The organism is Kribbella sp. NPDC055071 (assembly GCF_053608045.1).
This window is the reverse complement of sequence record NZ_JBSGUS010000021.1, coordinates 1-26,950: the sequence shown is the minus strand read 5'-3', so window position 1 is coordinate 26,950 and position 26,950 is coordinate 1. Positions and strand designations below refer to the sequence as shown.

26 protein-coding genes are annotated in these 26,950 nt (G+C 67.2%); 17 read left to right on the top strand and 9 right to left on the bottom strand.

The genetic code is table 11. The annotated features are described in order from the left end of the window. Positions 1–43: 43 nt before the first annotated feature. The 8 genes from ACWF4Z_RS29815 to ACWF4Z_RS29780 all read left to right on the top strand — a co-directional run bounded on the left by ACWF4Z_RS29815 (position 44) and on the right by ACWF4Z_RS29780 (position 7,866). Positions 44–1,384, top strand: coding sequence for an AAA family ATPase (locus tag ACWF4Z_RS29815; protein WP_452246484.1), 1,341 nt, complete (start codon positions 44–46; stop codon positions 1,382–1,384). Further along, complete coding sequence (locus tag ACWF4Z_RS29810; protein WP_452246483.1) at positions 1,381–1,839, top strand: RloB family protein; 459 nt, start codon at positions 1,381–1,383, stop codon at positions 1,837–1,839. Before ACWF4Z_RS29815 ends, ACWF4Z_RS29810 begins: the two co-directional genes overlap by 4 nt. Before the next feature lie 691 nt (positions 1,840–2,530). Further along, positions 2,531–4,099: an apolipoprotein N-acyltransferase gene (lnt, locus tag ACWF4Z_RS29805; protein WP_452246482.1), complete on the top strand. Its 1,569-nt coding sequence runs from the start codon at positions 2,531–2,533 to the stop codon at positions 4,097–4,099. Between the two features lie 73 nt (positions 4,100–4,172). Beyond that, positions 4,173–4,649 carry an FxsA family protein gene (locus ACWF4Z_RS29800; protein ID WP_452246481.1) on the top strand — a complete coding sequence of 159 codons (477 nt, stop codon included), beginning with the start codon at positions 4,173–4,175 and terminating at the stop codon, positions 4,647–4,649. 54 nt (positions 4,650–4,703) lie between these two features. After that, positions 4,704–5,216, top strand: a complete 513-nt coding sequence (locus ACWF4Z_RS29795; protein WP_452246480.1) for a hypothetical protein — start codon at positions 4,704–4,706, stop codon at positions 5,214–5,216. Beyond that, positions 5,209–5,883: a hypothetical protein gene (locus ACWF4Z_RS29790; RefSeq protein ID WP_452246479.1), complete on the top strand. Its 675-nt coding sequence runs from the start codon at positions 5,209–5,211 to the stop codon at positions 5,881–5,883. The genes ACWF4Z_RS29795 and ACWF4Z_RS29790 overlap by 8 nt, the downstream gene beginning before the upstream one ends. Positions 5,884–6,040: 157 nt before the next feature. After that, complete coding sequence (locus ACWF4Z_RS29785; RefSeq protein ID WP_452246478.1) at positions 6,041–6,898, top strand: alpha/beta fold hydrolase; 858 nt, start codon at positions 6,041–6,043, stop codon at positions 6,896–6,898. After that, complete coding sequence (locus ACWF4Z_RS29780; protein ID WP_452246477.1) at positions 6,895–7,866, top strand: MBL fold metallo-hydrolase; 972 nt, start codon at positions 6,895–6,897, stop codon at positions 7,864–7,866. The genes ACWF4Z_RS29785 and ACWF4Z_RS29780 overlap by 4 nt, the downstream gene beginning before the upstream one ends. Before the next feature lie 429 nt (positions 7,867–8,295). Here ACWF4Z_RS29780 and ACWF4Z_RS29775 read toward each other — a convergent pair whose 3' ends face one another. After that, positions 8,296–9,135, bottom strand: coding sequence for a CAP domain-containing protein (locus ACWF4Z_RS29775; protein WP_452246476.1), 840 nt, complete (start codon positions 9,133–9,135; stop codon positions 8,296–8,298). Between the two features lie 278 nt (positions 9,136–9,413). On the opposite strand from ACWF4Z_RS29775, the gene ACWF4Z_RS29770 reads away from it, so the two are divergent. Further along, positions 9,414–10,763 carry a ferredoxin reductase family protein gene (locus tag ACWF4Z_RS29770; RefSeq protein ID WP_452246475.1) on the top strand — a complete coding sequence of 450 codons (1,350 nt, stop codon included), beginning with the start codon at positions 9,414–9,416 and terminating at the stop codon, positions 10,761–10,763. A 2-nt stretch (positions 10,764–10,765) separates the two neighbouring features. Here the strand turns inward: ACWF4Z_RS29770 and ACWF4Z_RS29765 are convergent, their stop codons facing one another. From ACWF4Z_RS29765 to ACWF4Z_RS29755, 3 genes are all read right to left on the bottom strand, one after another. Next, positions 10,766–11,335 (bottom strand): hypothetical protein, encoded by a 570-nt coding sequence (locus ACWF4Z_RS29765; RefSeq protein WP_452246474.1) that lies wholly within the window; start codon positions 11,333–11,335, stop codon positions 10,766–10,768. A 93-nt stretch (positions 11,336–11,428) separates the two neighbouring features. Then, positions 11,429–11,962, bottom strand: coding sequence for an EF-hand domain-containing protein (locus tag ACWF4Z_RS29760; RefSeq protein WP_452246473.1), 534 nt, complete (start codon positions 11,960–11,962; stop codon positions 11,429–11,431). Between the two features lie 153 nt (positions 11,963–12,115). After that, positions 12,116–12,682 (bottom strand): Uma2 family endonuclease, encoded by a 567-nt coding sequence (locus ACWF4Z_RS29755; protein WP_452246472.1) that lies wholly within the window; start codon positions 12,680–12,682, stop codon positions 12,116–12,118. Positions 12,683–12,920: 238 nt separating this feature from the next. Between ACWF4Z_RS29755 and ACWF4Z_RS29750 the strand changes: the two genes are divergently transcribed. Beyond that, on the top strand, positions 12,921–13,826 hold the full coding sequence (locus tag ACWF4Z_RS29750; RefSeq protein WP_452246471.1) for a quinone oxidoreductase family protein: 906 nt from the start codon (positions 12,921–12,923) through the stop codon (positions 13,824–13,826). A 46-nt stretch (positions 13,827–13,872) separates the two neighbouring features. After that, the gene (locus ACWF4Z_RS29745; protein WP_452246470.1) at positions 13,873–16,164 is read left to right on the top strand and encodes an FUSC family protein; all 2,292 of its coding nucleotides are present in this window, start codon (positions 13,873–13,875) and stop codon (positions 16,162–16,164) included. Here the strand turns inward: ACWF4Z_RS29745 and ACWF4Z_RS29740 are convergent. From ACWF4Z_RS29740 to ACWF4Z_RS29730, 3 genes are all read right to left on the bottom strand, one after another. Then, positions 16,154–17,317, bottom strand: coding sequence for a GDSL-type esterase/lipase family protein (locus ACWF4Z_RS29740; RefSeq protein ID WP_452246469.1), 1,164 nt, complete (start codon positions 17,315–17,317; stop codon positions 16,154–16,156). The genes ACWF4Z_RS29745 and ACWF4Z_RS29740 overlap by 11 nt on opposite strands. Next, a complete protein-coding gene (locus ACWF4Z_RS29735; protein WP_452246468.1) occupies positions 17,314–17,886 on the bottom strand; it encodes a TetR/AcrR family transcriptional regulator in 573 nt (190 codons plus the stop codon). Before ACWF4Z_RS29735 ends, ACWF4Z_RS29740 begins: the two co-directional genes overlap by 4 nt. A 92-nt stretch (positions 17,887–17,978) precedes the next feature. Further along, positions 17,979–18,350, bottom strand: a complete 372-nt coding sequence (locus ACWF4Z_RS29730) for an RNA polymerase-binding protein RbpA (RefSeq protein WP_130448290.1) — start codon at positions 18,348–18,350, stop codon at positions 17,979–17,981. Positions 18,351–18,596: 246 nt separating this feature from the next. On the opposite strand from ACWF4Z_RS29730, the gene ACWF4Z_RS29725 reads away from it, so the two are divergent. From ACWF4Z_RS29725 to ACWF4Z_RS29710, 4 genes are read left to right on the top strand one after another with little or no spacing between them, the layout of a single operon-like run. After that, a complete protein-coding gene (locus ACWF4Z_RS29725) occupies positions 18,597–19,985 on the top strand; it encodes an efflux RND transporter periplasmic adaptor subunit (protein ID WP_452246467.1) in 1,389 nt (462 codons plus the stop codon). Next, positions 19,975–20,667, top strand: coding sequence for an ABC transporter ATP-binding protein (locus tag ACWF4Z_RS29720; RefSeq protein ID WP_452246466.1), 693 nt, complete (start codon positions 19,975–19,977; stop codon positions 20,665–20,667). Before ACWF4Z_RS29725 ends, ACWF4Z_RS29720 begins: the two co-directional genes overlap by 11 nt. Continuing rightward, the gene (locus tag ACWF4Z_RS29715; protein ID WP_452246465.1) at positions 20,667–21,896 is read left to right on the top strand and encodes an ABC transporter permease; all 1,230 of its coding nucleotides are present in this window, start codon (positions 20,667–20,669) and stop codon (positions 21,894–21,896) included. Before ACWF4Z_RS29720 ends, ACWF4Z_RS29715 begins: the two co-directional genes overlap by 1 nt. A gap of 14 nt (positions 21,897–21,910) precedes the next feature. Then, positions 21,911–22,468 (top strand): hypothetical protein, encoded by a 558-nt coding sequence (locus tag ACWF4Z_RS29710; protein ID WP_452246464.1) that lies wholly within the window; start codon positions 21,911–21,913, stop codon positions 22,466–22,468. Positions 22,469–22,518: 50 nt separating this feature from the next. On the opposite strand, the gene ACWF4Z_RS29705 is transcribed toward ACWF4Z_RS29710, so the two are convergent. Together ACWF4Z_RS29705 and ACWF4Z_RS29700 are read right to left on the bottom strand one after the other, a co-directional pair. Then, positions 22,519–23,892, bottom strand: coding sequence for an MFS transporter (locus tag ACWF4Z_RS29705; protein ID WP_452246463.1), 1,374 nt, complete (start codon positions 23,890–23,892; stop codon positions 22,519–22,521). A 71-nt stretch (positions 23,893–23,963) separates the two neighbouring features. Then, entirely contained in the window at positions 23,964–24,716 is a 753-nt protein-coding gene (locus tag ACWF4Z_RS29700; RefSeq protein WP_452246462.1) for a glycerophosphodiester phosphodiesterase, read from the bottom strand. A gap of 26 nt (positions 24,717–24,742) precedes the next feature. Between ACWF4Z_RS29700 and ACWF4Z_RS29695 the strand changes: the two genes are divergently transcribed. Next, the gene (locus ACWF4Z_RS29695; protein WP_452246461.1) at positions 24,743–25,876 is read left to right on the top strand and encodes an aminotransferase class V-fold PLP-dependent enzyme; all 1,134 of its coding nucleotides are present in this window, start codon (positions 24,743–24,745) and stop codon (positions 25,874–25,876) included. Further along, entirely contained in the window at positions 25,873–26,646 is a 774-nt protein-coding gene (locus ACWF4Z_RS29690) for a class I SAM-dependent methyltransferase (RefSeq protein ID WP_452246460.1), read from the top strand. Before ACWF4Z_RS29695 ends, ACWF4Z_RS29690 begins: the two co-directional genes overlap by 4 nt. Positions 26,647–26,950 lie beyond the last annotated feature (304 nt).

The following is a 26,950-nucleotide window of genomic DNA, read 5'->3' as shown; positions in this document are numbered from 1 at the left end:
TTGCAGATATCAGTCTCTAGTTGTCATTTGAGGTGCCTCGTAGATGCTTCGTAGCTTCAGGGTGGCGAACCACCGGTCACTCCGCGACGAGCAGGAACTCGTGCTCCTGCCCCACCATGGCGGGCGGGAGCCTGCTCTCGTCGTCGGCGCGATCTTCGGAGCGAACGCCGCCGGAAAATCGACCGTGCTCGACGCACTCGGGTTCGTCCAGCGCGCCGTCCGGGACTCCTATCAGCGCTGGTCACCGATTGGTGGAATCGGCCGCCAACCGTTCCGGCTCGACGACCGGAAACGGATGGAATCGTCCTGGTACGTCGTCGAGGTTCTCATCGACGGCGTTCGGTGGACGTACGGCTTCGAGCTGGACGACCAGAGGGTTCTTGCGGAGTGGCTGTTCACGTATCCACAGCAACGACGCCGGATGGTCTTCGAGCGCGACCGCGACGGAATTCGATTCGGGACCACGGTCGGCAACAGACGAGATCGCGCTCGTGTCCTGACAGACCTGATCCGGGACAACGCGCTCTTGCTGAGTCTCGCGGCCCAGCTCGGCCTGGACGAGGTGCTACCGATGTTCTCCTGGCTCGATCACAGTCTGCATCTGGTCACCGCCGGACAGAATCCTCCGACCTCCGCGCTCGCCGACTTCTTGCTGGCCAACCCCGGCCGGCAGGCTGAGGTTCAGGCGCTGATCGCGGCAGCGGATCTCGGAGTGACGGACCTGCAGGTGAGTGCCCCGTCCGATGACCGCCTGATCGCCGCGACTGCTCAACTCGCTGAAGCGAGGGCCAGAGTCGATCGATCGCTGGACGGTGCAGGAGATAACGTCGCGGCCGTTATCGAACTGGGTCGCGCAGAGGCTGATGTCGACTCGGCGCGGGCATCTGCCGCACAGAGCCGGCTGCGGCTCGCTCATGGTGATGGGGCTGTGTTGTTCGAATCGAGCGACGAGTCCGCCGGAACGAGGTCGTGGCTCGCGCTCCTGCCGCTGATTCTGGACGCGCTGTCGTTCGGACACACGCTGGTCATCGACGAGATCGACACGAGTCTGCACCCGCGCCTGGTCGCGCGGGTGATCGAGCTCTTTCGCCATCCGGAAACGAACACCGGCGGCGGCCAGCTCTTCTTCACAACCCACGACGCCACGCTGCTCGGAACCAGCCTCGGGGTGGAGACTCTGCGGCGGGACGAGATCTGGTTCGTGGAGAAGGCGCCGGACGGAGCAACCTCGGTGTTCCCGTTGTCCGACTTCAAGCCACGCAAGGGCGAGAACACCGAGCGCCGCTATCTGGGCGGTAGCTACGGCGCCGTTCCCTCGGTCTTCTCGGACACGCTGGTCAGCGAACTTGTCAGGGCTCGAGAGCAGAGCCATGCCGCGTCGTGAGAACGCCGTCCGCCATCGCAGTCCGCTCGGCCGATGAGTTCGACGAGGTGTGGTGCGTCTTCGATGTCGACGACTTCGACATCGAGCCGGCGACACGGGAAGCACGTCGGGCCGGCCTGGAACTAGCTGTGTCCGACCCATGCTTCGAGCTCTGGCTGCTCCTCCACCACGAGGATTGCCGGGCCTTTCAGAACGGCTACAAGGACGTCGTACGAAGCTTGCAGAAGCACGTCGGCGGCTATGACAAGACGAAGCTGGCCTTTGCCGACTATGCAGGGGGAGTAACAGCGGCGACAGTTCGTGCCGAGAAGCTCGGAGAGTCCGGAAATCCGTCCACCGGTATGTGGCGGCTGGCGACGCGATCAGTCATGACGAGATCCCTTGAGCCGAGGGTTAGTTGCTGCTGGCCCCTGCTTAGGTGTCTAAGGCAACTATTGGGCCGACGCCGGCCGTAGATCCTGTCCAGCGGACGCCGGCCGGCTGAGGTCTTGGGGATCGGGTGGCGAGGCCCGGCGTACCGGTTGGGTGACAGTTAGTTGCCCTGGGTAACGATCACGTGGAGTGCCGAGACGGCTCTGTAACGTGACCTGGCTGAGGGTTCCTCGTTTTTCCTTGTAGGGCAGGCGATAGTGTTACAACGGTCTCAAGGACCCGACGCAGAGGTTGACACCGTCGCCGTCAGCGAGCATCGTTTTGGGAGTCGTCATATCCCGTTTGATCAACGGTCACACGAAGTTCGGCCACCGGATGATCCCGCGACGCTGACCAGGCCAGTGCCAGGCTTGAGTCGACGGGGGCTGAGATCGCCGGTGGTAAGCCCCCCGCGGGGCAGAGGTGGAAGAGGTTCGGCGCCCAGTAGACAACAGCCGGGCGGTTCGCAGCCAGCGGATCGGCGGTTGGTCCGAAGGAGCGCCGAGCCTCTTTCCTTGTGGGCGGAGCCCACCGAATACACAGCCTTCTATTTACGGACAGTGACCTGTAGATCCGGGTTGGCGAGGCTTTCTCAGTTCCTCGCGTTCTGTAGACACCCCTTCACTTTCCGCGTTCGCCGTCCATTGGCTACTGACCGGATACATTTGCGTGTCCGGGACGTTGTACGGTCGTGCGACCGGCGCCCGCCGGGGAGTGAGGACAAGGGGTTTCCGCGTGGGACGTTTGAAGGCTCTGGGGAGGGTCCTGCCGAGGGTTGCGGTGGCCGCGGTCGCCGGCGCGCTGCTCGGACTGGCGTTCGCACCGCACAACCACTCCTGGCTCGCGATCATCGCCGTACCCCTGTTCCTGGCCGCGCTGAACGGCGCCTCGGCCAAGGGCGGGTTCCTGATCGGTGCGGGCTTCGGCATCGCCTACTGGGGTGTCCTGATCCCGTGGATCACGGTGATCGGCGGCGACGCCGCGGTCGCGCTGGCGATCCTCGAGGGGCTCTTCTACGCGGTCTTCGGGCTGTTCGCGACCCAGGTGCTCAAGCTGAAGCTGTGGATGCTGTGGATCCCGTGCCTGTGGGTGGCGACCGAGTTCGCGACGGCATCGGTCCCGTTCGGCGGCTTCCCGTGGGGCAAGCTCGCGTGGGCGTTCTCGGATTCGCCGCTGGGCCGGTTGGCGGCGTACGTCGGTATCGCGGGACTCAGCTTCGTGATCGCGTTCCTCGGTGTCCTGGTGTACGCCGTACTGAAGCCGAAGAGCTCGTTCCGGCTCAGGGGAGTGGCGCTCGTGGCCGGGTTGGCGATCTTCTTCGGCAGCTCGCTGATCACCCTCTCGACCGCGGGTGACGGGAAGAGCGTGAAGGCCGCGATGGTCCAGGGCAACGTCCCGGGCAAGGGGCTGGAGTTCCTCGGCCGCGCGCGGACCGTCACCCAGAACCATCTGAAGGCGACCCTCGACCTGGAGAAGCGGGTCGAGGCCGGTACCGAGATGAAGCCGGACGTCGTGATCTGGCCGGAGAACTCGACCGACATCGACCCGTACGAGGACGCCGAGACGCGCGCCGATATCGAGGAGGCCGTGCGCGCTGTCGACGTACCGATCCTGGTCGGTGCCGTCACCGACGGTCCCGGGCCGAACGAGCGGCAGACCACGGGCATCGTCTGGGACCCGACCACCGGCCCGGGTCAGCGGTACGCGAAGCGGCACCCGGTGCCGTTCGGTGAGTACATCCCGTTCCGCGACCAGCTGCTGCCGTACATCAAGCGGCTCGAGATGATCGGCCGGCAGACCGCGCCCGGCAAGGTCCCGGGCGTGATGCCGATCCGCGGGGTCACGTACGGCGACATCATCTGTTTCGAGCTCGTCTACGACAACGTGATCAACGACGTGATCAACGGTGGCGCGCAGGTCCTCGTCGTACAGACGAACAACGCGACGTACGGCGGGACCGGGCAGCCCGAGCAGCAGTTCGCGATCACCCGGATGCGCGCGATCGAGACCGGACGGACCGTGCTGATCGCCTCGACGAGCGGCATCTCCGGCGTGATCCGGCCCGACGGGTCGGTCGAGCACAAGTCGGGGCAGTTCGTGTCGGACGTGTACGTCGCGACGGTTCCGATTCGGGACGGGAAGACGCTGGCCAGCGTGCTCGGTGGGTGGCCGCAGTGGATCCTGACCGGCTTGGGGCTGTTGAGCATCGTGCTCGCGCTGGTGGCGCGGCGGCGTCGTCGTACCGAAGCCGGCCCGGAGAACCCGCCGGCGGCGACCCCGGCCCGCGAGAAGGTCCCGGTCTGAGTCAGGGTTCTTTCAGGGTTGGGCATGCCCGCTCGTTCCGTACGCTGGTGCTTTAGGCAGGAAGGGGCTGGACATGCCGCGGTTCGTGGCGCTCGCGCTGCTGGTGGTGCCGATCGTGGAGATCTTCGTGATCATCCAGATCGGCCAGGTGATCGGCGGCTGGCCGACGGTCGCGCTCCTGATCGTGGAGAGTGCCCTCGGCGCCTGGCTGATCAAGCGTGAAGGCCGCCGCGCCTGGAACGCACTCCGCACCGCCCTGGACACCGGCAAGATGCCCGGCCGTGAACTGGCCGACGGCGCCCTGGTCCTGATCGGAGGCACCCTCCTCCTCACCCCAGGCTTCGTCACCGACATCTTCGGCTTCTTCTTCGTCCTCCCGTTCACCCGCCCTCTCGCCCGCCGCGCCATGACAGCCTTCTTCGGCCGCCGCCTCACCACCCAACTAGGCGCCACCAACCTCACCGACTTCATCCCCGGCGCACCCCAAACCCCCAAGCCACCCTCCGGCGACGTCATCCAAGGCGAAGTAATAGACCCAGACAAGAAATAACCCCTACTCCAAGCACTCCAGAGCGCGCTCCGGCCGACCCGTAGCATGAAAGGCATGTCCGTTTCGTCTGATGTGCCGTCCGTAGCTGACGTTGCCGGTGACATCGCCGGTCTGGTCCGCCGGTTCACCCACGGTGAGACCCACGCGTTCGCCTTCGGTGACCACGGTGTGCCTGAGGCGGTCGTCGCGAGCTACGACCAGTACGACGATCTCGGTGGCCAGGAGTCTCTCGGCCGGTACGCAACCGTGGTCGCTCCCGAGGTCCTTGCCCGGCAACTACCGGAGATGGTCGAAGCCATCCGCCGCGGAACCTTCGGCGCGCCGGTCCTCGTCGGCACCGAGGCTGAACCCGTTCTGGTGCTGATGTCGACCCAGCAGTACCGCGCCCTCCGCGGCGACGACGAGCCACCGCCCGGCGTGATCGACGACCCGACCACCCGCACCTACGATTCGACCCCAACCCCGGGCAGCAAACCCTTCAGCCTGGACGAGTGGGCCAAGGACGACCCCTTCACCCAACAGATGCTCGAAGAAATCCGGCAGGAACGCGACACAACCGATGGCTGAAAACCAGCCAGAACCACCGTTCCAGGTCCTGCTCGGCGAGGGCGCCGTGCAGGACCTCGGCCAGATGCGAGATGCCGCCGCCGCGGAGGCCGCTCAGTACCCCGCCGACAAGTCGCCTGCCCACAACGCGAAACGCACGCTCTACAAGAACACCCTGCGGGAACTGCAGGACCTCGAGACCGGCGCATCGAACGGTCACCATGTGCTCGGTGCGCACCGGGGTCTCGGCGATGGCCGGGACGTCGTCGTCTGCAAGATCGGCGACGGCACCGGGAAGCCCAACAATCGCCTGACGTTCCGTGAGGTCCCCGGCCGGAACGCGGGTGGGACCGACGCGCGCGACGTGATCGCGATCGGAGCCCGTCACGGCGACAACAACGTCTACCAGACGACGGCGATGCGCCTCGACAGGTCGGCCGACGACAGGCTCCCGCAGCTGGACCGGTTCGGTGAGGCGCAGGTCGGCAGCGGTGGCAAAGCGCACCAGCGCCAACCTGTCCTGGACGCGAACCGCGCTATCGCGCACGCTTTCGACGGCCAGAAACCGTTGTCCGGAACGCGACCGCTGAGCGAGACCGCCTTCGGAGGCAGGACCGCATCAGGCGGCGCCGGCAAACAGCCGAGCAAGCAGACCGCTCCTAGGCTCGACCCGAACCGAAGCCAGTAGACGTCGAATGTCTCGGACTTCGCCTGGGCTGTACCGCGGGGAGTTGCTGGCTGGGTCGAAGGGGAGCGGGTGTTGACCATGCACGCGGCTACGATCCAGGTTCGTCCGGTCGGCGGGTTGGCTTGTAGGTCTTGTCCGAGTGCATGGAGGTATGGGTGTGAACGATCGCGACGCGGCCCTGGGGGAGTGGAAGACCGCCAATCTGCCGGGCGGTCAGGTGGCCTACGCGGAACGTGGTTCCGGCGTACCGGTCGTCTTTATCCACGGGCTGCTGGCCAACGCCAACCTCTGGCGGAAGGTGGTGCCGGAGGTCGCTGAGGCCGGCTTTCGGTGCATCGCCGCGGATTGGCCGCTCGGCGGTCACCGGCTGCCGTTTCCGGCCGAGACCGACCTGACCCCGGTCGGCGTCGCGGATCTGATCGCGCAGTTCCTGGCGGAGCTCGAACTGGTCGGCGCGATCATCGTCGCCAACGACACGGGCGGGGCACTGGCCCAGATCCTGATGGCGAACCATCCCGAGCGGATCGGGCGGGTGGTGCTGACTCCGTGCGACGCGTTCGAGGAGTTCTTCCCGAAGCCGTTCGACCAGATGCCCCGGCTCGTCCGCATCCCGGGTGCGCTGTGGCTCGCGGGCCGTCTGTTCCAGAGTTCCGCCGTACGACGGTTGCCGAACACGTTCGGCATCTTGGCCAAGCGCGGCGTACCGGACGCGATCCTCGACTCGTACGTGCAGCCGATCCGTGACAGCGGCGAGATTCGCCGGGACGCGAAGCGGTTCATCTCGGGGGTCCATCGCAGGGACACGCTCGCTGCGGCAGAGCGGCTGGCCGGATTCGACAAGCCGGTGCTGATCGTTCGCGCCGACGAGGACCGCATCTTCGCGCCTGAGCTGTTCGAGCGGCTGGCGGCGGCACTGCCGAATGCCACGCTGGTCACGGTGGCCGATTCGTGGACGTTCATTCCGGAGGATCAGCCGTCCGAGTTGGCCCAACTGATTGTGAACTTCGCGCGGTGAGTGTGGCCGACCTGCCGTCGTGGCTGACCTGGCAGCAGCGGCCGTTCCCGGACGCGAATCTGCTTCTGGTGGATGGCCGCGAGCCGGCGATGGTCGACAGCGGATTCGTCGGCCATGCACCGGAGACGGTCGAGTGGGTTCACGCGCGTACTCAAAACCTGCAGTTGGTCGTGAACACGCACTGGCATTGTGATCACGTCGGCGGGAACGCGCTGCTGCAGGAGTTGGGCGCCGGGATTGCGGCGAGCGCACCGGACGCCGACGCGGTCGAACGGCGGGATCCGGGCTGCTGCATGTCGGAGTACCTCGACCAGCCGGTCCCGCAGTACTCGGTCGATGTGGCCCTCGAGGACCGTCAGGTATTGCGCCTCGGCGACACTGACTGGGAGGTGGTGGGCACTCCCGGACACACCGCCGGTCACCTCGCGCTCTGGCAGCCCGATGAGCGGCTGCTGGTCGTGGGCGACGCCTTGTCCGACTATGACGTCGGCTGGGTGAACATCGCGGTCGACGGCGTCGAGGCGACCATCACCGCGATGAACTCCCTGCAGCGACTGGCCGACCTGAGGCCGCGGATCGTCCTCCCGTCGCATGGCCCGATCCCGGTCGACACCGACGCGGCCTTCGCCAACGCAACGCGTCGCGCCCAGCGACTCGTGGACGATCCGCAGGGCGCGATCTGGTACGGCGCGCGAAGGGTGTTCGCCTACGCCCTGATGATCCGCGGAGGCCTCCGGTACGACGCAGTCGAGCCCTACCTCATCACCCGCCCCTGGGTCGCAGACGCCGCCCGCTTCCTCAACCGAAACACCCAAGCCTTCGCCACCGAACTAGTCACAGACATGATCCGCACCGGCGCCATCACCGAACACAACAGCACCCTCCACGCCACCGCCCCCCACACCCCAGTAACCCCCGACTCCATCAACGTCCCCCCACCCCGCGAATGGACCCCCACCGAACACTGAACAAAAGAAACGACAGGAAAGAAAGATACGGAGTGGCTGGCTGGAGGGTTATTCAGAAGCTCTGAAGAGGGTGCTGAGGGCCTGGCTGGGCTGGGCGGGCCGGCGGTGCTCGGCGGGTCAGAGTATGTGCAGGCATCGAGTCGTGGATCGTGGTCGGCCAGACACACCCCACCGCGCCATAATCCACGACTCGAACCACCCAGCGGGCACGCAAGGCATCCGCACCCGGGGCTGCATGACCGCTCACTCAGCGTCTGGTCCTCGACAGCCCCGATCCCTCACGCACCGCGGTCATCGCATTCCCGACACGCCAACCACAGGCCGCCCGCACCTACGCACCGAGCCCGCCACACGCCCAGCAGCTCTAATCTTTTCTTTCGCTGTTCTTTCTTTTCCTGGCTCTTCGGTGGTTGCGGATCGGTCTTGGGGTCAGGTGCCGAGGTCTTGGACCCAGGTTCCTCGGTTCCATTTGTCTTTGATTCGGCCGCTGTTGTAGCCGACGCCCATGACTGTGTATGAGCAGTTCAGGATGTTGGCGCGGTCGGTGTCGCTGTTCATCCAGGCGTTCACTACGGCTGTTGCGTCGCGGGAGCCGGTGGCGACGTTCTCGGCGGTCGAACTGCCGGTGTATCCGGCTGCTCGCATGCGGTCGAGCGGCGTGCGGCCGTCTTCACTGTTGTGGGCGAAGTAGTGATTGTCGACCATGTCGTCCGCGTGTTCCTGGGCCGCATTGTCGAGCGCGCTGCTCAGCTGTAGTGGCGCGCAGCCGGCGTTCGTCCGCTCGTTGTTCGTCAGCCGCAATACTTCCTGGGCCTGCGGCGAACCAACTGGCGGCGGTGGTGGCGGCGGTGTGGATGGCCTAGGAGCCGGCGGCTTCGGTGCGGTCGTCGTGGGGTGGGTTGTCGGCTGCGTGGTCGGTTTCGGCAGGGGAGTGGCCGTGGGGTGTGCCTGCGTCGACGGCGTAGATGCCGCAGTCGTCGTCCGGGTCGGCGGTGGCGTCGAAATGGCCGGCCTGCTGGGCATTACGGTCGGAGTAGGCGTTGCCTTCACCACGATCAGGTGAGCCGTCACCTTGCTGGTCAGCGGAAGGTGGTGACGAATCGCGGCCGGGTCATTCTTGCCGCGGGCAACGTACCAACCTCCCAGCACGACCAGACCGAGCACGGTCAGGGCTCCGATCAGCGGAGCTACGGCAACACGCTTGCGACGCCCAGGACCACTGGGCTCGTCGTCCTCAGGCCCCCGAGGCCCGTCGTTCAGGTCCGTCACGCTATGGAAACTAAGGGATACGCTCGCGGGTGTTACGAGCCCATTCACAATCTTAACGATTGCTGAAGGTGATTCCGGGAAATTATTGACAACTCCTCTCCAAATGGAGACTCTCCATTCGGAGAGTCTCCGAACGGAGAGGTCCCGAGCCTAAAGTAGTTGCTGGAAGCAAATAGAATGTAAGAAGTTATGCAAATGTCCTGAGCCCCCGTTTCGGGAGAACGGTTGCCGCGCGTAACTTCCCCATCACACACCGCAGCGTGCTATGGGGGAGTGAGATGATCCAGCGGTCACCCGTCACTACGCATGTCCACGGAACGGCGGCGCGGATCGGCTGGTTCGCACTGTATCTGGAGGCACTCCTGGTGCCGCTCGTTCTCACCTGCATGTCGTACGGCGTCCGCACCATGAAGCTCGGCGAACAGCTCGCGCTCGGCCTCGGGCTGGTCGCCTTCTCGGCGCTCGTGGTGGCCGTGATCCTGCCGGCCCGGGTCTCACCGCTGATCGCGGCGTTCGGGATCGAGACGATCCTCAAGATCCATCGTGGTATCGCGAAGGCCGCGGTGATCCTGGTGCTGCTGCACGTGGTCGCCGTACTGATCGAGGACCCGCGCGGCCTGAGGATCTTCAACCTGCTGCACACGACCTGGGCCGCGCGCGCGGCGACCGCTTCGACGGTGGCGCTGATCCTCTTGGTCGTCCTGGCGATGACACGGGCCCGCCGTCTGCCGCGGTACGAGGGGTGGCGGATGGTCCACAACCTCCTGGCCGGGTTCGTACTGGTGACTGCCTGGCTGCATGTCTGGTGGCTGCGGCACCTGATGACGAAGCCACTGCTGGCGATCTGGTTCTTCGGGACCGGCCTGCTGGTGGTCGCCCTCTTCTTACGCCGCTGGTTGTGGTTGCCGCTGCGCGCCCGGCGACGCGCGTACCTGCTCGAGGATGTGCGGCTTGAGCCGGGAGACGGGGTCACGCTGACCATTCGAGCGGACCGCCACGCCGGTGTTCCGTTCAATGCCGGCCAATTCGCGTGGCTCAAGATCGGTGCGACGGCGTTCGTGTTCGAGGAGCATCCGTTCAGCATCTCGTCCACTGCCGACCGCCCTGGCGTCAAGCAGTTCACGATCAAGGCACTCGGCGACTTCACCGAGTTGCTCAGTGCGCTGCGGCCGGGACGTCGGGTGTTCCTGGACGGCCCGTACGGCGGATTCACGATCGAGGGACTCGATGGGTCGGCCGGGTTCATGATGATCGCGGCCGGAGTCGGCATCACGCCGTTGATCAGCATGCTGCGCACCCTGGCCGATCGCCGCGACCGTCGGCGGCACTGGCTGATCATCGCGTCCCGGACCGTGGAGGAGTTGATGCTGCGGCCGGAGATCGAAGAGGTCCGCCAGCGCCTGAATCTCAAGGTTGTCGAGGTGCTGAGTAAACCCGGCCCGGAGTGGATCGGCGAGACGGGCCGGATCAGCGGCAGGCTGCTGTCCCGTTATTTACCACGCAACCCGTCGCGCCTGAACTACTTCATCTGCGGCCCGACCCCGATGGTTCACACCGTCAGCCACGCCCTCGCCGCCCGCGGCATCCCGCTCCGCAAAATCCACACTGAACGCTTCGGTGCCGCCTGAGCTCAGCGTTTCAGCGCGTTGGCCTGGTAGTCGCGGATCTGCTCGATGGTGGTTTCGGGGAGCAGTCGTTTCGGCCAGTAGATGTCCAAACCGCACCTGTTGCGGCTCCAGGTCAGCAGCGCGACGCGTTCCTTCTGGAGCCGGTTGAGCGTCGGGTCGTGCCGGGCCGGCTGGGCGACGAATCTCGTCGTGAGCGAAAGGATCTGGGCGTTCTTCGTCGGCGGGTTGGCGGGGAGCGACTGGAGATAGTTGGCGTAGGTGGAGAGCCGGATGCCGACCACCTGCGCGCGCTGCGTGAGAACCCCGGTAGCCACGTCCTCGATGTCTTGCCACGGGGCCATGCCACCAATGGTTGGCTTCAACCCGGCGGGGGTGAGCTCGAACAACGGTTGCGGCCTGATCAGCTGATTGCCCTGCAGGACGGCCAGGAGGACGAAAAAGACGAAGCCAAAGGTTCCCGTCACGGGATGATCGTCGAAGAACATGACGACGCCGATCAGCGCGACGAGGATGCACACGACCACGTACAGCAGTTGCAGCTTGCGGTTTGCGTAGACCGCGACCGTTTCCATATCTCGAATCTCCCCCAGTGGTGCCTGGAGGAAGTGTGCGCGCGCGAAGCGGTCTCGTCCAGATCTGCGCGGTAGGAAAGTCGTCGTACGGCGTCAGTAGGTGCCGAAGACCCATTGGGACGGCGAGCTCTGGTCGTCGCCGCGCCAGAAGTCGGCCCAGAGCGTCCGGAACTCTGCCCGCGAGAGATGACCGTCACCGTTGAGGTCGAGGGTCGGGAAGTGCTCCTCGATACCGTCGTCGGAGCCCTTCCAGGCGTAGACGACCTGTTTGTGCTCCTCGAGCGCGATCCGATCGTCGCCGTTCTCGTCGATCGCGTCGAACATCGCGTCCGCGGTCGCGTAGATCGCCTCGTCCATCGCCGGCAGTTGGTCGACGACGTTCATCAACTCGTCGAGCGACACCTTGCCCGCGTGCTCGGCGCCGGACAACGTCGCGAGCGCCGACCACCACCCCATCATGATCGCCCGCATCCGCTGATATTCCTCGGTCCCCGCCGCCCATTCCCGCAGCCCCACCCACCGCTCGGTCAACGCCTCGAAGTCCGCCTCCTCGAGATAGCCGTTCCCGTCGGCATCCATCGCCCGAAACACCCCAGCAACCTTCCGCCGCTGAAACTCACTAGCCATTTCCCCAACCCCTTTCCCCGCACCCACTGGTCCTTTCGGACAATACGCAGAGTCACCCCCGGCCGCGCCATAACTCTGCGTGTCGCAGGCAACCACGAAATGTAACGGGGTCAAACCCCATTTAACTCGGAGCCGTGGCGTTTTCTTTCGGGGTCAAACCGCCCCGAGATCGACCGCCACCGGGAACGGCACCGAGGCATTGACTGCGCCGGTGAAGATCTCTCCGTCGCGGTAGGTCCGGGTCGCCGGGTCGAGAACGTACGTGTACACCAGCGGGATCCCGGTGGCGGCCTGCTCGACGCGCCAGTAGAACGCGATTCCTGACTTCGCGTACTGGTCGACCTTGACCACCCTGTCGGTTGTCTCCGAGCCCGGGGACACGACCTCGACGATGAGCAGCACGTGCTCGGGTCGGGTCGGGGAGACGTCGATCGTGTCGGCCCGGTACACCACAACGTCTGGGCGGCGATTCGTCAAGGGCAGGTCTTGCAACCGTACGTCGAAATCTGTGTCGGCATTCCACTCCGGACCTGCCGCCAGGTCCAGCGCGTTCGCGAGGATGCGCGCGAGTCTGTTGTGACGCTTGGAAGGGCTCGGGGTCGCGACGACCATCCCGTCCACGATCTCGATGCCAGCGCATTGTTCAGAAGACCACGAGTCGTATTGCTCGGCGGTGATCTGCGTATGCATCCAGGCTGGGACGGCTGCGTCAGTGGTCATCGCCTGCCTCCCTTGAGCCCGCAACGGGCGCAGTTCGCCGGAGCTGAGCGTACCGGTGGACGGTGACCCTCAGAATCCAGGCAGGAGAGGACAGGCGATGCCGTGGGGTGGTCGTTCGGATGGTGGGCGTGGTCTTGGGGGTGGGGTGTGGTGGGTGAGGATGGGGTCTTCTGGGGATTGGAGTGGGTTGATGCGGGCGGTTGTGGTGCGGGAGTTTGGGGGGCCTGAGGTTTTGGTGGTGGGGGAGGCGCCTGTGCCGGTGGCTGGGGTTGGGCAGGTGTTGGTGGAGGTGTCGGCGGCCGGGGTGAATTACGCGGATACGCATCGGACGGATGGGTCGTACCGGGGTGGGGTGACACTGCCGTTCGTGCCAGGGGTTGAGATTGTGGGGCGGACCGGGGACGGGCGTCGGGTGCTGGCGCCGGTCTTCGAGACCGGTGGGGGTTATGCGCAGTACGCCGTTGCGTCGCCCGAGTGGATGGTCGACGTACCGGATGCTGTGAGTGACGGGCAGGCGCTGGCGTTGCTGATTCAGGGGCTGACTGCGTGGCACGTGCTGCGGAACAGCGCTCGGTTGGGTCCGGGGGAGACGGTGCTGGTCAACGCGGCCGCGGGCGGGGTTGGTTCGCTCGCGATTCAGCTCGCCAAATACTTCGGTGCCACCCGAGTTGTCGCGGCGGCATCGACGGCGGCCAAGCGCGAACTGGCGTTGTCGCTAGGAGCTGATGTTGCCGTCGACAACGATCCGGACGGGTACGCCGATCGGGTGCGCGCGGCCACGGACGGCCGGGGAGTCGACGTCGCGTTGGATTCGACCGGCGGGCCGGCGATGCTGGCCGCGTTGGACTGCTTGGCCGGCTTCGGCCGCCTGGTGAACTACGGGAATGCGGGCCGCGAAGGTCGTCCGCTCATCGATGCCAACGCTCTGGGTGATCGGAATCTGGCGATCGCCGGCTTCTGGTTGCGGCCGGCGATGAACCAGCCGGGCGGCTACCTCGAACCCTTGACCGAGCTGCTCGACCTCACGGCGTCCGGGAAACTCCACCCACTCGTCGGCGCGGAGTATGCGCTCGACGACGCCCGCCGGGCCCACGAGGACCTCCTGGCCCGCCGCAGCACCGGCAAACTCGTCCTCAAAATCTAGGCCGAGGTTTGTTGGCGGCTGCCGTCCCGGCGCTTATTCTCTGGCCATGGGCCTAGTGGTGCTCGGTAGGCGGGTCGGTGGGTGGTTGCGTCGGCGGGATACCGGGCTGGCCGCTACTCGGCGAGCTGGGCGGACCGCGTTGGTGATGCCGACGCTGTTCGCGTTCTGTGCCGGGGTGCTGCGGTCGCCGACGGTCGCGACCTTCGCTGCTTTCGGCGCGTTCGCGATGCTGTTGCTGGTCGATTTCTCGGGTACGACGGTGCAGCGCATCCGTGCTCAGGTCCAGCTTCTGGTCGCGTGGCTGGTGCTCGTCTCGCTCGGCACGCTCGCCGGTCAGTCCGTGTGGTCGGCCGTCGCAGGCACACTGATCGTGGCGTTCGCCGTACTGTTCGCCGGTGTCGTCAGCTCGGTGCTGGCGGGGGCGGGCACCTCGTTGCTGCTCGCATTCATTCTCTCGGTGGCCACCCCGGCGCCGTTGTCGCAGCTGCCGGAGCGGTTGGCCGGCGTCGCGATCGCCGGCGCGGCCGCGATCCTTGCAGTCTGGTTGCTCTGGCCGCGCGCCGTGGTCGACCCACTGGGTGCGCCGGCGGCACGGGTCTGCCGAGCCACTGCGGTGCAGCTCCGGGCTGAGGCGAGGGAAACCGTCGAGGTCTGCGAACGGCGGACCGAGGAGACGGAGACCCTGATCGCCGAGCTTCGTCGTACCTTCACCGCAACACCGTATCGGCCGACCGGGTTGTCGACGGGCTCCAGAGCACTCATCCGCCTGGTTGATGAACTCACGTGGTTGAGCACGATCCTCGGCGAGGCCGGACCGACCAGCGCGCACGCGGCTGCCGACGACCCGGACGCGTCGGCGGTGCACCTGGCGGCCGCGAACGTACTGGATCTCAGCGCGGAGCTGCTCGAGGATCCGAAGCTCGCTCCGGATCGCCTGGCCGCCGCGGCAGCGGAGTTGCGCGAGGCCGTCACCGCGCTCGAGGCAGGCGCGGTCACCAGGTTGCCAGCGGCGAACGGCTCCCAGCCCGGGGTGATGGAGTTCGTCGGCAGCCTCGCGGTGTCCTTCCGGGCCCAGGAGATCGCGTTCGGCGTCCTGCAGGTCGCCCAGAACCTCGAAGCCGCGCGAGTCGCCGACCAGCGGAGCTGGGGCGATCGCCTGCTCGGCCGGGATCCGACCTCGCTCACGAGTCCCTTGGCCAGCGCGGTGGAACGGGCGACCGCCCACCTCGAGCCGCACTCGGTGTGGTTGCACAACAGCATCCGCGGTGCCGTCGGGCTGGCGGTCGCGGTCGCGATCGCGAACGTGACCGGCGTACACCATGCCTTCTGGGTCATCCTCGGAGCGTTGTCGGTGCTTCGCTCCAACGCGCTCAACACCGGGCAGAACGCCTACCGCGCGATCGGCGGCACGGTCCTCGGCTCGATCGTGGGAGCCGGCCTGCTCGCTCTGATCGGCGAGAACAAGCTCGTCCTGTGGATCCTGCTGCCGATCGCGGTGCTCTGCGCCGGCATCGTGCCGGCCGCGGTCTCGTTCCTGACCGGGCAGGCGGCCTTCACGATCACGCTGGTGATTCTGTTCAACATCGCCCAGCCGGAAGGCTGGTCACTGATCCTGTTCCGGATCGAGGACATCGCCATCGGCTGCGCAGTGAGCGTTGTGGTCGGAGTGCTGTTCTGGCCGCGCGGCGCGTCCGCAGCAGTGGGCAAGGCGCTGGCCGAGGCGTACGTCGACAGCGCCCAGTATCTCGTCAGCGTCGTCGCGTACGCCGTCTCGTGCTGCGTACCGGGGTCCCGGCCGGCCACTCCGCAGGACAGCCGACGGGCAGCGGCCGCGGCCCGCCGGCTCGACGACGCCTTCCGCACGTATCTTGCCGAGCACGGACCCAAGCCGGTCCCGCTGAGCGAAATGACCGCTCTCGTCACCGGCGTCGTCGGAGTCCGACTGGCCGCGGATGCCATCGTCGAACTCTGGGAGCGGTACGGCGATGGCCGGCCCCCATCCGACGACCGGGACGCGGCTCAGGCCGAACTCGTGGCGTTGGCCGACCGGCAACTCAAGTGGTACACCGCGCTGGCCACCGCCCTGGAAGGTCAGGGGGCAGTCCCCGAGGTCCTGGCGTACAACCCCGAGATCAAGAAGCGCCTGATCGAAGCGGTCCGCCGAGACCTGTACGACGCCGACGGCCAGGCATCGCCCACAGCCATCCGCATCCTCTGGACGAGCGACCACCTGGCCGTCGTCCGCCGTCTTCAGCCGGGCCTGGCCAGCGCAGCCGGCCGAACCACCGCTCCAGCTCCAGCCCGCGAACCAGTTCCCGCGGTCACCGCTACGAGCTGAACGGGCCCTTGGGGCCGAAGGCGTGTTCGGTGAAGCGGGCCGCCATGCTTTCGTGGGTCTCCGGGCCCGGGTGGAGGTTGTCCAGGAGCGGCTGGGCAGCGTTGTCGGCTTCGTCGTACAGGACCCGGCCGTCCAGGTAGTGGAGATTCGGGTCGTCCGCCGCGCGCTGCGCGACGATCCGGGCCAGCTCGGCGCGGATGACGGACAGCGTGAGCTTCCCGGCCGGAACCTCATCCGGGTTGCCGGTGGCAACGAATCCGAGCCGTCCTTCGGCCAGGGCGGCCAGATCCCAGCCGGCCGGACCTGGCGTGTTCTCGTGGATCGGGCACAGGATCGGCGAGACGACCAGCAGCGGCGTCTCCGGGTGGCCCTCGCGGATCGTGTCGAGGAAGCCATGGACCGCCGGGGTGAACGAACCCAGCCGGAACTCGTCGCTGTTGACGATGTTGATGCCGAGCTTGACGCTGATCAGGTCCGCCGGCGTGTCGCGCATCGTCCGGGCGATGTACGGCTGCAGACGGGCGCTGCCGCCGTACCCGAGGTTGACGAGCTCTACCCCAGCTTCGGCGGCGGCCAGCGCCGGCCAGATCCCGGTCGGGTGGGTCGCGTTGGAGCCGTGGCTGATCGAGCTGCCGTGATGCAACCAGATCCGGCGAGACACCGGAACCGGTGCGACCGGGGCATCGGTGCGCAGGGCAACCAGTTCGGTGGTCTCGTCGTGAGGGAGCCAGATCTCGACGGTCTTGTCGGCTGCCGGAAGCCCACCGAAACGGAGAGTCTGCACGGTGCCGAGCTGGGTCTCGGTGCTGCCGGTCGCCAGGTCAATCGTGATGACATCGCCGCCGCTGACGGTCGACTGAGCCACGAGCTGTCCATCGACGAGTACGTCGTACACGCCGTCCGGGCGCGGGGGAGCGCCGAGGTAGTTCCGCTTGGTCGGCACTGTGTCGAGCTCGACCACGGTGGCACTCGTCCGGAACACGAGCCGCACGCCGGAGGGCTGTGCCTCGGACATGGCCAGCTGAGCGTCGTACTGCCGGCGAGTCCACGCGGGCAGGCGGTGGGGGAGGATGCCACGGGAGGTCGGCTCGAGCTCGAGGGCGCCGCGGACGAGTGCCGCGGTGATGGGTGTGGTGATGGGCGTGGTGATCACGAGGATTTCCAGTCGGTGAGGAGGGTGTCGAGGCCGTCGAGGATGCGCGGCCAGCTGTCGGAGCTGTCAGGTGAGCTGTGGCTGAACGAGCCGCCGAGCTCCAGACTGATGAACCCGTGGAAGACGCTGCCCAGGAGCCGAATCGCATCCGTCTGCGCAGGCTCACGCAGGTCGTAAGCGCGCAGGATCGCCCGGGTCAGCTCCGAGTGCCGCTGCCCGGCCGCGAGCAACTCCGCCGATGGCGTCGCCGGGACGAAGCGCGCCGCGGCATACCGCCCGGGATGCGAGCGGGCGTACTCGCGATAAGCGTTCGCGAACGCCGCCAGCGCATCCCGGCCGGCCCGTCCCGCCACCGCGTCCGAGCAGAGCTCGGCGAGCTCGGACAGCGCAACGAGCGCGATCCGGGCCTTCAGATCAGCCGAACTCCGAACGTGCGAATACAAGCTGGCGACCTGTACGCCGAAGTGCCGGGCCAGCGCGGACACGGTCACCTGCTCGAAGCCGACCTCATCGGCCAGCTCGGCGCCGGCCAGCGCCACCCGCTCCGTCGTCAGTCCTGCCCTTGCCATAACTCATTATGTGCAAACCTAAAGTCTGTAGGCAAATGGGCCAAAAGAAAATGCCCTCACCGCGCCATTGCGGTGAGGGCAACTTCAGTGGTTCAGGCGGTGCGCTTGGTGCGGTGCAGGTGCGCGGGGCCGATCTCGCCCTTGCGGAGCAGCTCGACCCGCTCGGCCAGCAGCTCCTCCAGCTCCGAGATGCTCCGGCGCTCGCGCAGCATGTCCCAGTGCGTCCGCGCGGGCTTCTCCTGCTTCGGCTCCGGCTTCTCACCGGTCGAACGGGCGGCCTCGCTGCCGCAGTGCGGGCACTCCCAGACCGCGGGCACCTCGGCGTCGTGCGCCATGGTGACCTCGACCACGTGGCCGCGGGGGCAGTCGTACGTGATCATCTGGCGCGGCGCGAACTCGACGCCGCGGTCATCCTCGAAGCTGACCCCACCCAGCCCCGAACCACGCAGTACGCGATTAGACATGTCAAACCTCCGAGATCGTCATCCGTGCCAACGGTCGGCCGGCCCGGATCATTCCCATTTTGGCATGCCCGCGCCGTATGTACGCACCTGACAGCACCGTCATGACGCCCTGTCATCGGGCGTTCACTCATCACGGTGTGTCGCGGGCCGTCCGGGCTATGACGCGCCGAAGTGGTGTTCAGTTCACAGCGAGTTGCCAGGAATCGAGGATCAGTTCCTCAGCAACGAGCCCTAGCGTCTGCTTCCATGGTGCTACCCCGCCACAAGCTCCGTGGCCTCAGCGTGCTCAATGTGGCCTTGGTGGCCATCGTCCTGGCCGTCGCCGTGACGGCGTACTTCCTGTTCTTCCGCAAGGACGATCCGGCCGCAAGTGCGACCCGTCCGTCGGTGGCCGTCGCCCGCGGCGACGTCACCGCGAGCGTCAGTTCCAGCGGGACGCTGCAGAGTTCGCAGACGGCGTCGCCGCAGTTCGAGACCTCCGGCACTGTGACCCAGATCCTGGTGAAGGTCGGCCAGGTCGTGGCCAAGGGTGCGGCGATCGCGAAGGTCGATCCGGCCGCGGCCCAGCGCCAACTCCGGATCGCCGACCAGAACCAGATCGCGTCAGCCAACTCGGTCACCGCGGCCGAGGAGACGCTCAGCGACGCCCAGGACGCCGAAGACGCCGCGGACGCGGCGGCCGCCTCGCCGACCCCGACCCCGACACCCGGCCAGCAGGCCCAGACCCAAACCCAGACTCAGAACCAGGGGCAGAGCCCGGAAGTTGCCGTGAGCAACGCCGAGGCGAGCCTGGCCCGCGCCAAGGCCGACAAGGAACAGTCCGACCAGGACGTCGAGGCGGCCCAGGACGCGGTCGCCGCGACCACGCTGAAGGCACCGATCGCCGGCACGATCACCGCGATCAACGGGTCGGTCGGTTCGGTCACCGGCGGGTCCAGCTCGAGTACCGGATCAGGGTCGAGCTCCGGCACCGGTTCAGGCTCGACCTCAGGTCAAGGTTCAGGGTCCACCAGCTCCGGTACGACGACCACCTCGACCGGCACCGGCTTCGTCGACATCTCGGATCTGAAGGCTCTCCAGGTCGTCGCCGCGTTCGCCGAGGCGGATGCGATCAAGATCAAGGCCGGCCAGTCGGCCACCGTCAGCCTCAACGCCGAGCCCGGTACGACGATCACCGCCGCGCTGGCGTCCGTCTCGCCGACCCCGACCACGACCAACGGCGTGGTCTCGTACTCGGCCACCTTCTCGCTGACCAAGCTCCCGGCCAACGCCCGGATCGGCCAGACCGCCAACGTCACCGTCCAGACCGCCAAGGCGGCCAACGCCCTGTACGTCCCGAGTACCGCGATCCAGACGAGCGGTACGACGTACACGGTGACGATGGCCGACGGCAGTGGGACACGGGAAGTGAAGATCGGCGTTCGCGGCGACAGCTTCACCCAGATCACCTCCGGCCTGACCGAGGGCGAGCGGATCGACCTGCTCCAGGGCGCGATCGGCGCAACCGGCACCGGGGCCGGGGCCGGCCAGGGTCGGCAGGGTCAGTTCCCGACCGGCGGCGGGCAGTTCCCCGGCGGTCAGTTCCCGGCCGGCACGGGTGGCGGCGCCACCGGCGGGGGCAACCGTGTCCGGTGACGCTCTGATCGACATCCGGGGTGTCACCAAGACGTACGGCAGCGGCGAGACCACGGTGCACGCGTTGCGTGGCGTATCGCTGCGCGTCGAGGCCGGTGAGTACGTCGCGGTGATGGGCTCGTCGGGATCCGGCAAGTCGACGCTGATGAACATCCTCGGCTGCCTGGACGTCCCGAGCCGCGGTGAGTACTGGCTGGACGGCAGCGACGTGGCCAAGCTGAGCGAGGATCAGCAGGCGCTGGTCCGCGGCCGCAAGATCGGCTTCATCTTCCAGTCCTTCAACCTGATCCCGCGGACGTCCGCGCTCGCGAACGTCGAACTCCCGCTCACCTACGCCCACCTGCGACGGGCCGAACGCCGCCGACGGGCCGGTCGTGCGCTCGAGCTCGTCGGCCTGGCCGACCGCGCCAACCACCGGCCGAACCAGTTGTCCGGTGGCCAGCAGCAACGGGTCGCGATCGCCCGCGCCCTGGCGACCGGCCCCCGGATCCTGCTCGCGGACGAGCCGACCGGAAACCTCGACGCGCACTCGACCGACGAGGTGCTCGGCATGTTCGACGCGCTGAACCACGAAGGCAGGACGGTCGTCGTGATCACCCACGAGCACGACGTCGCGGCCCGGGCCCGGCGGCTCATCCAGGTCTCCGACGGCCGGATCGTCGCGGACGAGGTGACGCGCTGATGTCACCTCGCGACCTGATGGGAGCCGCCCTGCGCGGCCTCAGCGCCAACAAGCTCCGCTCGCTGTTGACCGTCCTCGGTGTCTCGATCGGCGTCGGTGCCGTCATCGTCCTGATTGCCGTAGGCAACGGCTCGGGCAAGGCGGTGCAGGATCGGCTCGAGGCGATGGGTACCAACCTGCTGACGGTCTCCACGACCGGTGGTGGCGGCGGGTTCCAGCGCGGACAGGCCGGCCCGGCGGCGCAGCAGTACAGCCTCACGCTCGCCGATGCCACCGCGCTGGCCGACAACCGCCTCGCACCCGACGTGGCCGCGGTCGCGCCGGTCATGACGAGCTCCGGTACGGCGACCAGCGGCGACACCAGCTACACCGTCAACCAGGTGATCGGTACGACGCCCGAGTACATGCCGGCCACCAACACACCGGTCGGAACCGGCGAATCCTTCACCCAGGAGGACGTCGACACCTCGCAGCGGGTCATCCTGCTCGGCCAGACGACAGCGACCGAACTGTTCACCCGGCCCGCGAGCGCGGTCGGCCAGACGATCAAGCTCGGCGCCGTCGACTTCGTCGTTCGCGGGGTGCTGGCGAGCAAGGACAGCACCGGGTTCAACGATCCGAACGCGACCGCGATCGTGCCGATCACCACGCTGCGCGCGACCCAGGCCGGCTACGGCCCGCTGAGTCAGATCGTCGTACAGGCGGCCGACTCGACTCGGGTCGACACCGCGCAGGCGGAGGTGACCGAACTGCTGACCGCGCGTCACCAGGTGCCGGCGAACCAGACCTCGCCGTTCCGGATCACCAACTCGGCGCAGATCCTGCAGACGAGCCAGGACACCGCCGCGACCTTCACCGCACTGCTGGCGACGGTCGCCGCGATCAGCCTGGTCGTCGGCGGGATCGGGGTCACCAACATCATGCTGGTCACGGTCACCGAGCGGACCCGTGAGATCGGTATCCGCAAGGCGCTGGGGGCTCGGCGGCGGACGATCCTCGGGCAGTTCCTGATCGAGGCGACGTTACTCAGCCTGATCGGTGGCGCGGTCGGAGTCGGGGCCGCTCTGATCCTCACCCGCTTCCAGCTGGCCGGCGTCGAGCCGGTGCTGGTGCCGTCGTCGATCGGACTCGCGCTCGGCGTGTCCGCGGCGGTCGGCCTGTTCTTCGGCAGCATGCCGGCCCATCGGGCTGCCGGTCTTCGTCCCATCGACGCACTACGTCACGAGTGAGAGGCAATCCCTAGATGAGTAACCAGAACCCCGATGAATTCGCCCAGATCGGGAGCGACGAGGAGGTCGACGCGGCCCTCAAGCCGAAGAAGACGCTCGCCCTGCCGCTGGCCACGGCGATCCTGGCCGGCATCGTCGTACTGGCCATCGGCCTGGCCGGCGGCGCCGGAATCCACGCTGCCTTCGCCTCGGACAGTACGACGACGCCGCAGCAGGCCGGTCGTGGAGCCGGCGCTGCCGGTGGGTACGGCGGATTCCGCGGCGGCTACCAAGGTCAGGGTCAGGGGCAAGGCCAGGGGACCGGTGGCGCGGGCGGTGCGGCCACGATCGGCACCGTCGTGTCGTCGAGCGGTTCGGAGCTGGTCGTGAAGACCCAGGACGGCAATGTCACGGTCAAGCTGACCGGGACTACGACGTACGACATCACGAAGCAGGGCACGTCCGCCGACCTGAAGGCGGGTGAGCAGGTCGTCGTCACCGGCCAGAGCGCCGATGGCGCGATCACCGCCACCACCGTCCGTCAGGGCAACGCCGGATTCCCCGCCCGTCCGGGCGCTACGCCGACCCGCTGAGTCACTCTCCTGAGCCGTGCGCCCGGTCCGCACCCCGGCCGGGCGCACGTTTACACGATGACGGGTTGGGTGTTGCCGGCCTCGGTGATGCCTCGGCGCATGTCGACGCGGGACAGCAGGACCAGGCCGATGACGAAGAAGATGCCGAGGGCCACGATCGCCGGTCGGTACGAACCGGTGATCTGGTGGACCAGGCCGAAGACCAGGGTGCCGAGCCACGAGGTGCCGCGTTCACCGGCCTGGTAGAGCGAGAAGTACTCGGCCTCGCGGCCCTTCGGGATCAGCTGGCTGAACGCCGATCGCGACAGCGCCTGGGTCCCGCCGAGGACGAGGCCGATCGCGACACCCATCGCCAGGAACGGCGCGATCTGCTTGGCCGGGAGCAGGAATCCGGCGATCACGATCAGCACCCACACCACCAGGCCACCCATGATCGTCCGCTTCGACCCGTACCGCTTGGCCACCCGCCCGAACGCCAGCGCCCCGAAGAACGCGACCAGCTGGACCATCAGGATCGTCGCGATCAGTACCTGCGTCTGGAACCCGAGTTGCTTGTCGCCGTACGTCGACGAGACCGAGATCACGGTCTGAATCCCGTCGTTGAAGAACAGGTAGGCGACCAGGAACAGCAAGGTCATCGGGAACGTCCGCAGGTGCCGCAGCGTCGCCCCCAGCTGACCGAAGCTCTGCCGGATCAGGTTGCCGCTGCGCACCGGTACGACGTTCACCGGCGTGCGGTTGCGCAGCCGCACGAACGGGACGAAGGTGAAGCCGGCCCACCAGATCCCCGCACTCAGCAGACTCAACCGGACCGCGGTGCCCTGGCTCATCCCGAGCGCATCGTGGGCGGTCACCACCGCCAGGTTCACCGCGAGCAGCGCGAAACCGCCGAGATACCCCAGCGCCCACGCCCGCGACGAGACGTCGTCGCGCTCGTCCGGCCCGGCGATGTCGATCAGGATCGAGTCGTACACGACCAGCGACGACCCCAGGCACAGGTTGCCGAGAAACAGCAGGAGCGCACCGAGCTGCCACCGGTCCCCGGCGACGAACACCATGCAGCACGCGGCCAGCGAGCCGGCCCACGCGAAGCCGCACATCAGCAGCTTCTTCCGTGCCATCCGGTCCGCGATCGCACCCACCACCGGCAGGAACAGGGCGGACACGAGCGTCGCGACCGTGACGACGTAGAAGGCGAGTGAGCCCGGGGAGATGCCGAGGCCGAGGACGTGCAGGTTGGTCCGGCAGGGGTCGTCCGTCGTACCGACGAACCCGCAGGCCGCCTTCTCCGCGATCGAGGTCAGGTACGGCGCGAAGAGCACCGTGCCGACCGTGGTGCCGTAGGCGGAGTTGGCCCAGTCGTAGAAGCCGAACCCCCAGAACTCGCGCTTGTCGACCGCGGCCGGGGCGGTGAGAAGTCCCATGCGCGGAAGTGTGTCAGGTCAGGGGGACTCTTCGGCGGATCGGCCCATAACACTTCAACAGCGCAGACGCTTCAACTCCACTGACCTCTTTCGATCAGTACGTCGCGGAGGATGTCGGTCCGGTCGGTGATCAGGCCGTCGACACCCGAGTCGAGCATCCGTCGGATCGCATCCGGATCGTCGACCGTCCAGACGTGGACCTGCTTGCCGCGGGCGTGGGCTCGTTCGATCAGGCCCGGCGTGAGGACTCGCAGAGCTCCGTAGCGCTCGGGGATCTGCAGGCAGCCGCCTGGCGACGGGATCGCGATGGCGAGGAATCTGATCAGCGCGATCTCCCACTCGCCGTACCCGGTGCACAGTCGGGGGCCGAGCTCCTTGCGGATCTTGCGGACGCGCGATTGGGAGAACGACGAGACGCAGATCCGGTCGATCGCGTTCGCGGCCCGCAGTACGCCGGCGGCCGGCGTGAGGCCGTTGTCCGCCTTGATGTCGAGGTTGAACTTGATGGTCGGGAAGTGCTCGAGCAGCTCGTCCAGGCGGGGGATCGGTTCGTGGCCGTTGATCTTGGCCTTGCTGACCTCGGACCACGGCAGCTCGGCGATCACCCCGGTCCGGTCGGTGACACGGTCCAGCTTGTCGTCGTGGAAGGCAATCACGACGCCATCGCTGGTGGCGTGCAGGTCGGTCTCCAGGTAGCGGTAGCCGAGATCCACCGCGTTCTGGAACGCGTGCATCGAGTTCTCGTAGCCGATGTTGTCCGGGTTCAGTGCGCCGCCCCGATGAGCCATCGCGATCGGCCCGTCGTGGTCGAGGTAGGGGTACACGAACCGAAGTATGTACCGTTTGGCTGGTGACTCCACTCGCCCCCCGCCCCGACCTGTGGGCTCTCGACCCCTCGGTCCTGCACCTCAACCACGGTTCGTACGGCGCGGTGCCGCGACGGACTCTAGACCTCTTGGCGGCCCTGCGCGCCGAGACCGACGCGAACCCGATGGCGTGGTTCCGCTCGGTCGTCGGCCGGCTGACCACGAGCCGGCTGGAGCTGGCGTCGTACCTGCAGACCGACCCGGCCGGGTTCGCGCTCGTCCCGAACGCGAGTGCCGGGGTGACGGTTGCGCTGGCGACGCTGCCGATCCCGGCCGGCAGCCGGATCGTGCTGACCAACCACGCCTATGGTGCTGTGCGATATGCGGCTGAGCGGTTCGCCCGTTTGCGTGGGGGCGAGGTCCTGGTGGTCGACGTACCGCTGGAGGCCGATGACGCGACCGTGGTCGCTCTGCTCACGGCTCAGCTGGACGGTGCCTCCGTGCTCGTGGTCGATCAGATTACGTCGGGAACGACGATGGTGTTCCCGACCGCCGCGTTGGCTGAGGTGTGTCGCTCGCGTGGCGTCGCGTTCGTTGTCGACGGTGCCCATACGCCTGGGTTGATCGATGCGCCGGTTGACGACGGCGTCGACTTCTGGACCGGCAACTTCCACAAGTGGCCGGCGTCGCCGCGTGGGACGGCCGGTCTGGTCGTGGCGGAGCGGTGGCGTACGGCGGCCCTCCCGCTGATCGTGTCGTGGTCGGAGTACGACGAGCGGATGCCGGAGCGGTTCGACATGCAAGGCACCTACGACTACGCGCCGTGGATCGCGGCGCCGGAGTCCCTGCGCGTGCTCGCCGAGCTGGAGTGGCCGGTACGACGGACGCAGCTCGGCGCGATGCTGGACGAAGGGGCTTCGCTGGTGGCGAAGGCCCTCGGCACCGGCGTCGTGGCAGTCGCCAACCCGGCGCCGACCATGCGGTTGGTCGAGCTCCCGTCGACGGTCGACCTGACCGCAGCCGAGGCGCTCAAGGAACGCGTGTCCCGGGATCTGAAGGCCGAAATCACGCTGACCGGCTTCGACGGGCGTGGGTTCATCCGGTTGTCGGCGCACGCGTACAACTCGCTGCAGGACTACGAAAAACTGTCGGAGCGGCTGCCTACTGTGCTCGCATGAACGACATCCAAGGCTCGTACAACACCGCGGCCGCCGACTACCACGCAATCCTCAAGAACTACCACCAGGCAGACCCTTTCGAACTAGGCGCCCTCGACTACTTCACACGCCTCGTCCGACCCAGCGGTCGTGGTGGTGATGGTCGTGGTGACGATGGTCGTGGTGACGGCGGTCCTGTTGACGGCGGTCGTGGTGGTGATGGTCGTGGTGGTGATGGTCGTGGTGACGGCGGTCGTGGTGACGGCGGTCGTGGTGGTGATGGCGGTGTTGACGGCCCGATCGGTGACCTGGGGTGTGGGACCGGCCGGATCACGGCCCACCTGGCTGAGCGCGGTCTGGATGTCTTCGGCATCGATCTCACCCCGGGAATGATCGAGATCGCACGGCGCGAGTATCCGGGGTTGCGCTTCGAGGTCGGCTCCCTCTTCAACCTCAACCTGAAGGACGGCGAACTAGCCGGCGCCCTGGCGTGGTACTCCCTGGTCCACACTCCCCGCGAAGACCTCCCCGCCGCCTTCGCAGAACTCTTCAGAGTCCTCCGCCCAGGCGGCCACCTACTCCACGGCTTCAAAGTAGGCGGCGGCATCCGCCCCTTGACCCACGCCTACGGCCACGACCTCAACCTAGAAGTCCACTCCTTCGAGCTAGCCGACATAACCACCCTCCTAACCACCACCGGCTTCACCGAAGTAGCAGCCCTGACCCGAACCGCCTTCCCCGCAGAAAAAGACCCCGCCCAAGCAGCCCTACTCCTCCGCAAACCCGAGTAACACCAGTGAGGAAGTCGGCCCAACCGCACACCGCTCCGCGGTACCCAACAGCACACCGCTCCGCGGTGCCCAACCGGAGACCGCTCCGCGGGGGCTGCCTTGTTGCCGCCTTCGGCGGGGGCGCGGGTGGTGGATCCGCCGCTTAGCTGGTGTGCGCAGAACGACTGTGGTGTGGCCGGGCCCTGCGACGGGGATGTGGTGTCGCGGTCTCCGGGCTGCGTGATCGTGCCAGTCGCGGTGGTGTGCGTCAAGGGCGCCTTCGGCGTCGCTGCGCGATCTTCGACCCTTGACCCACACCGCCGCG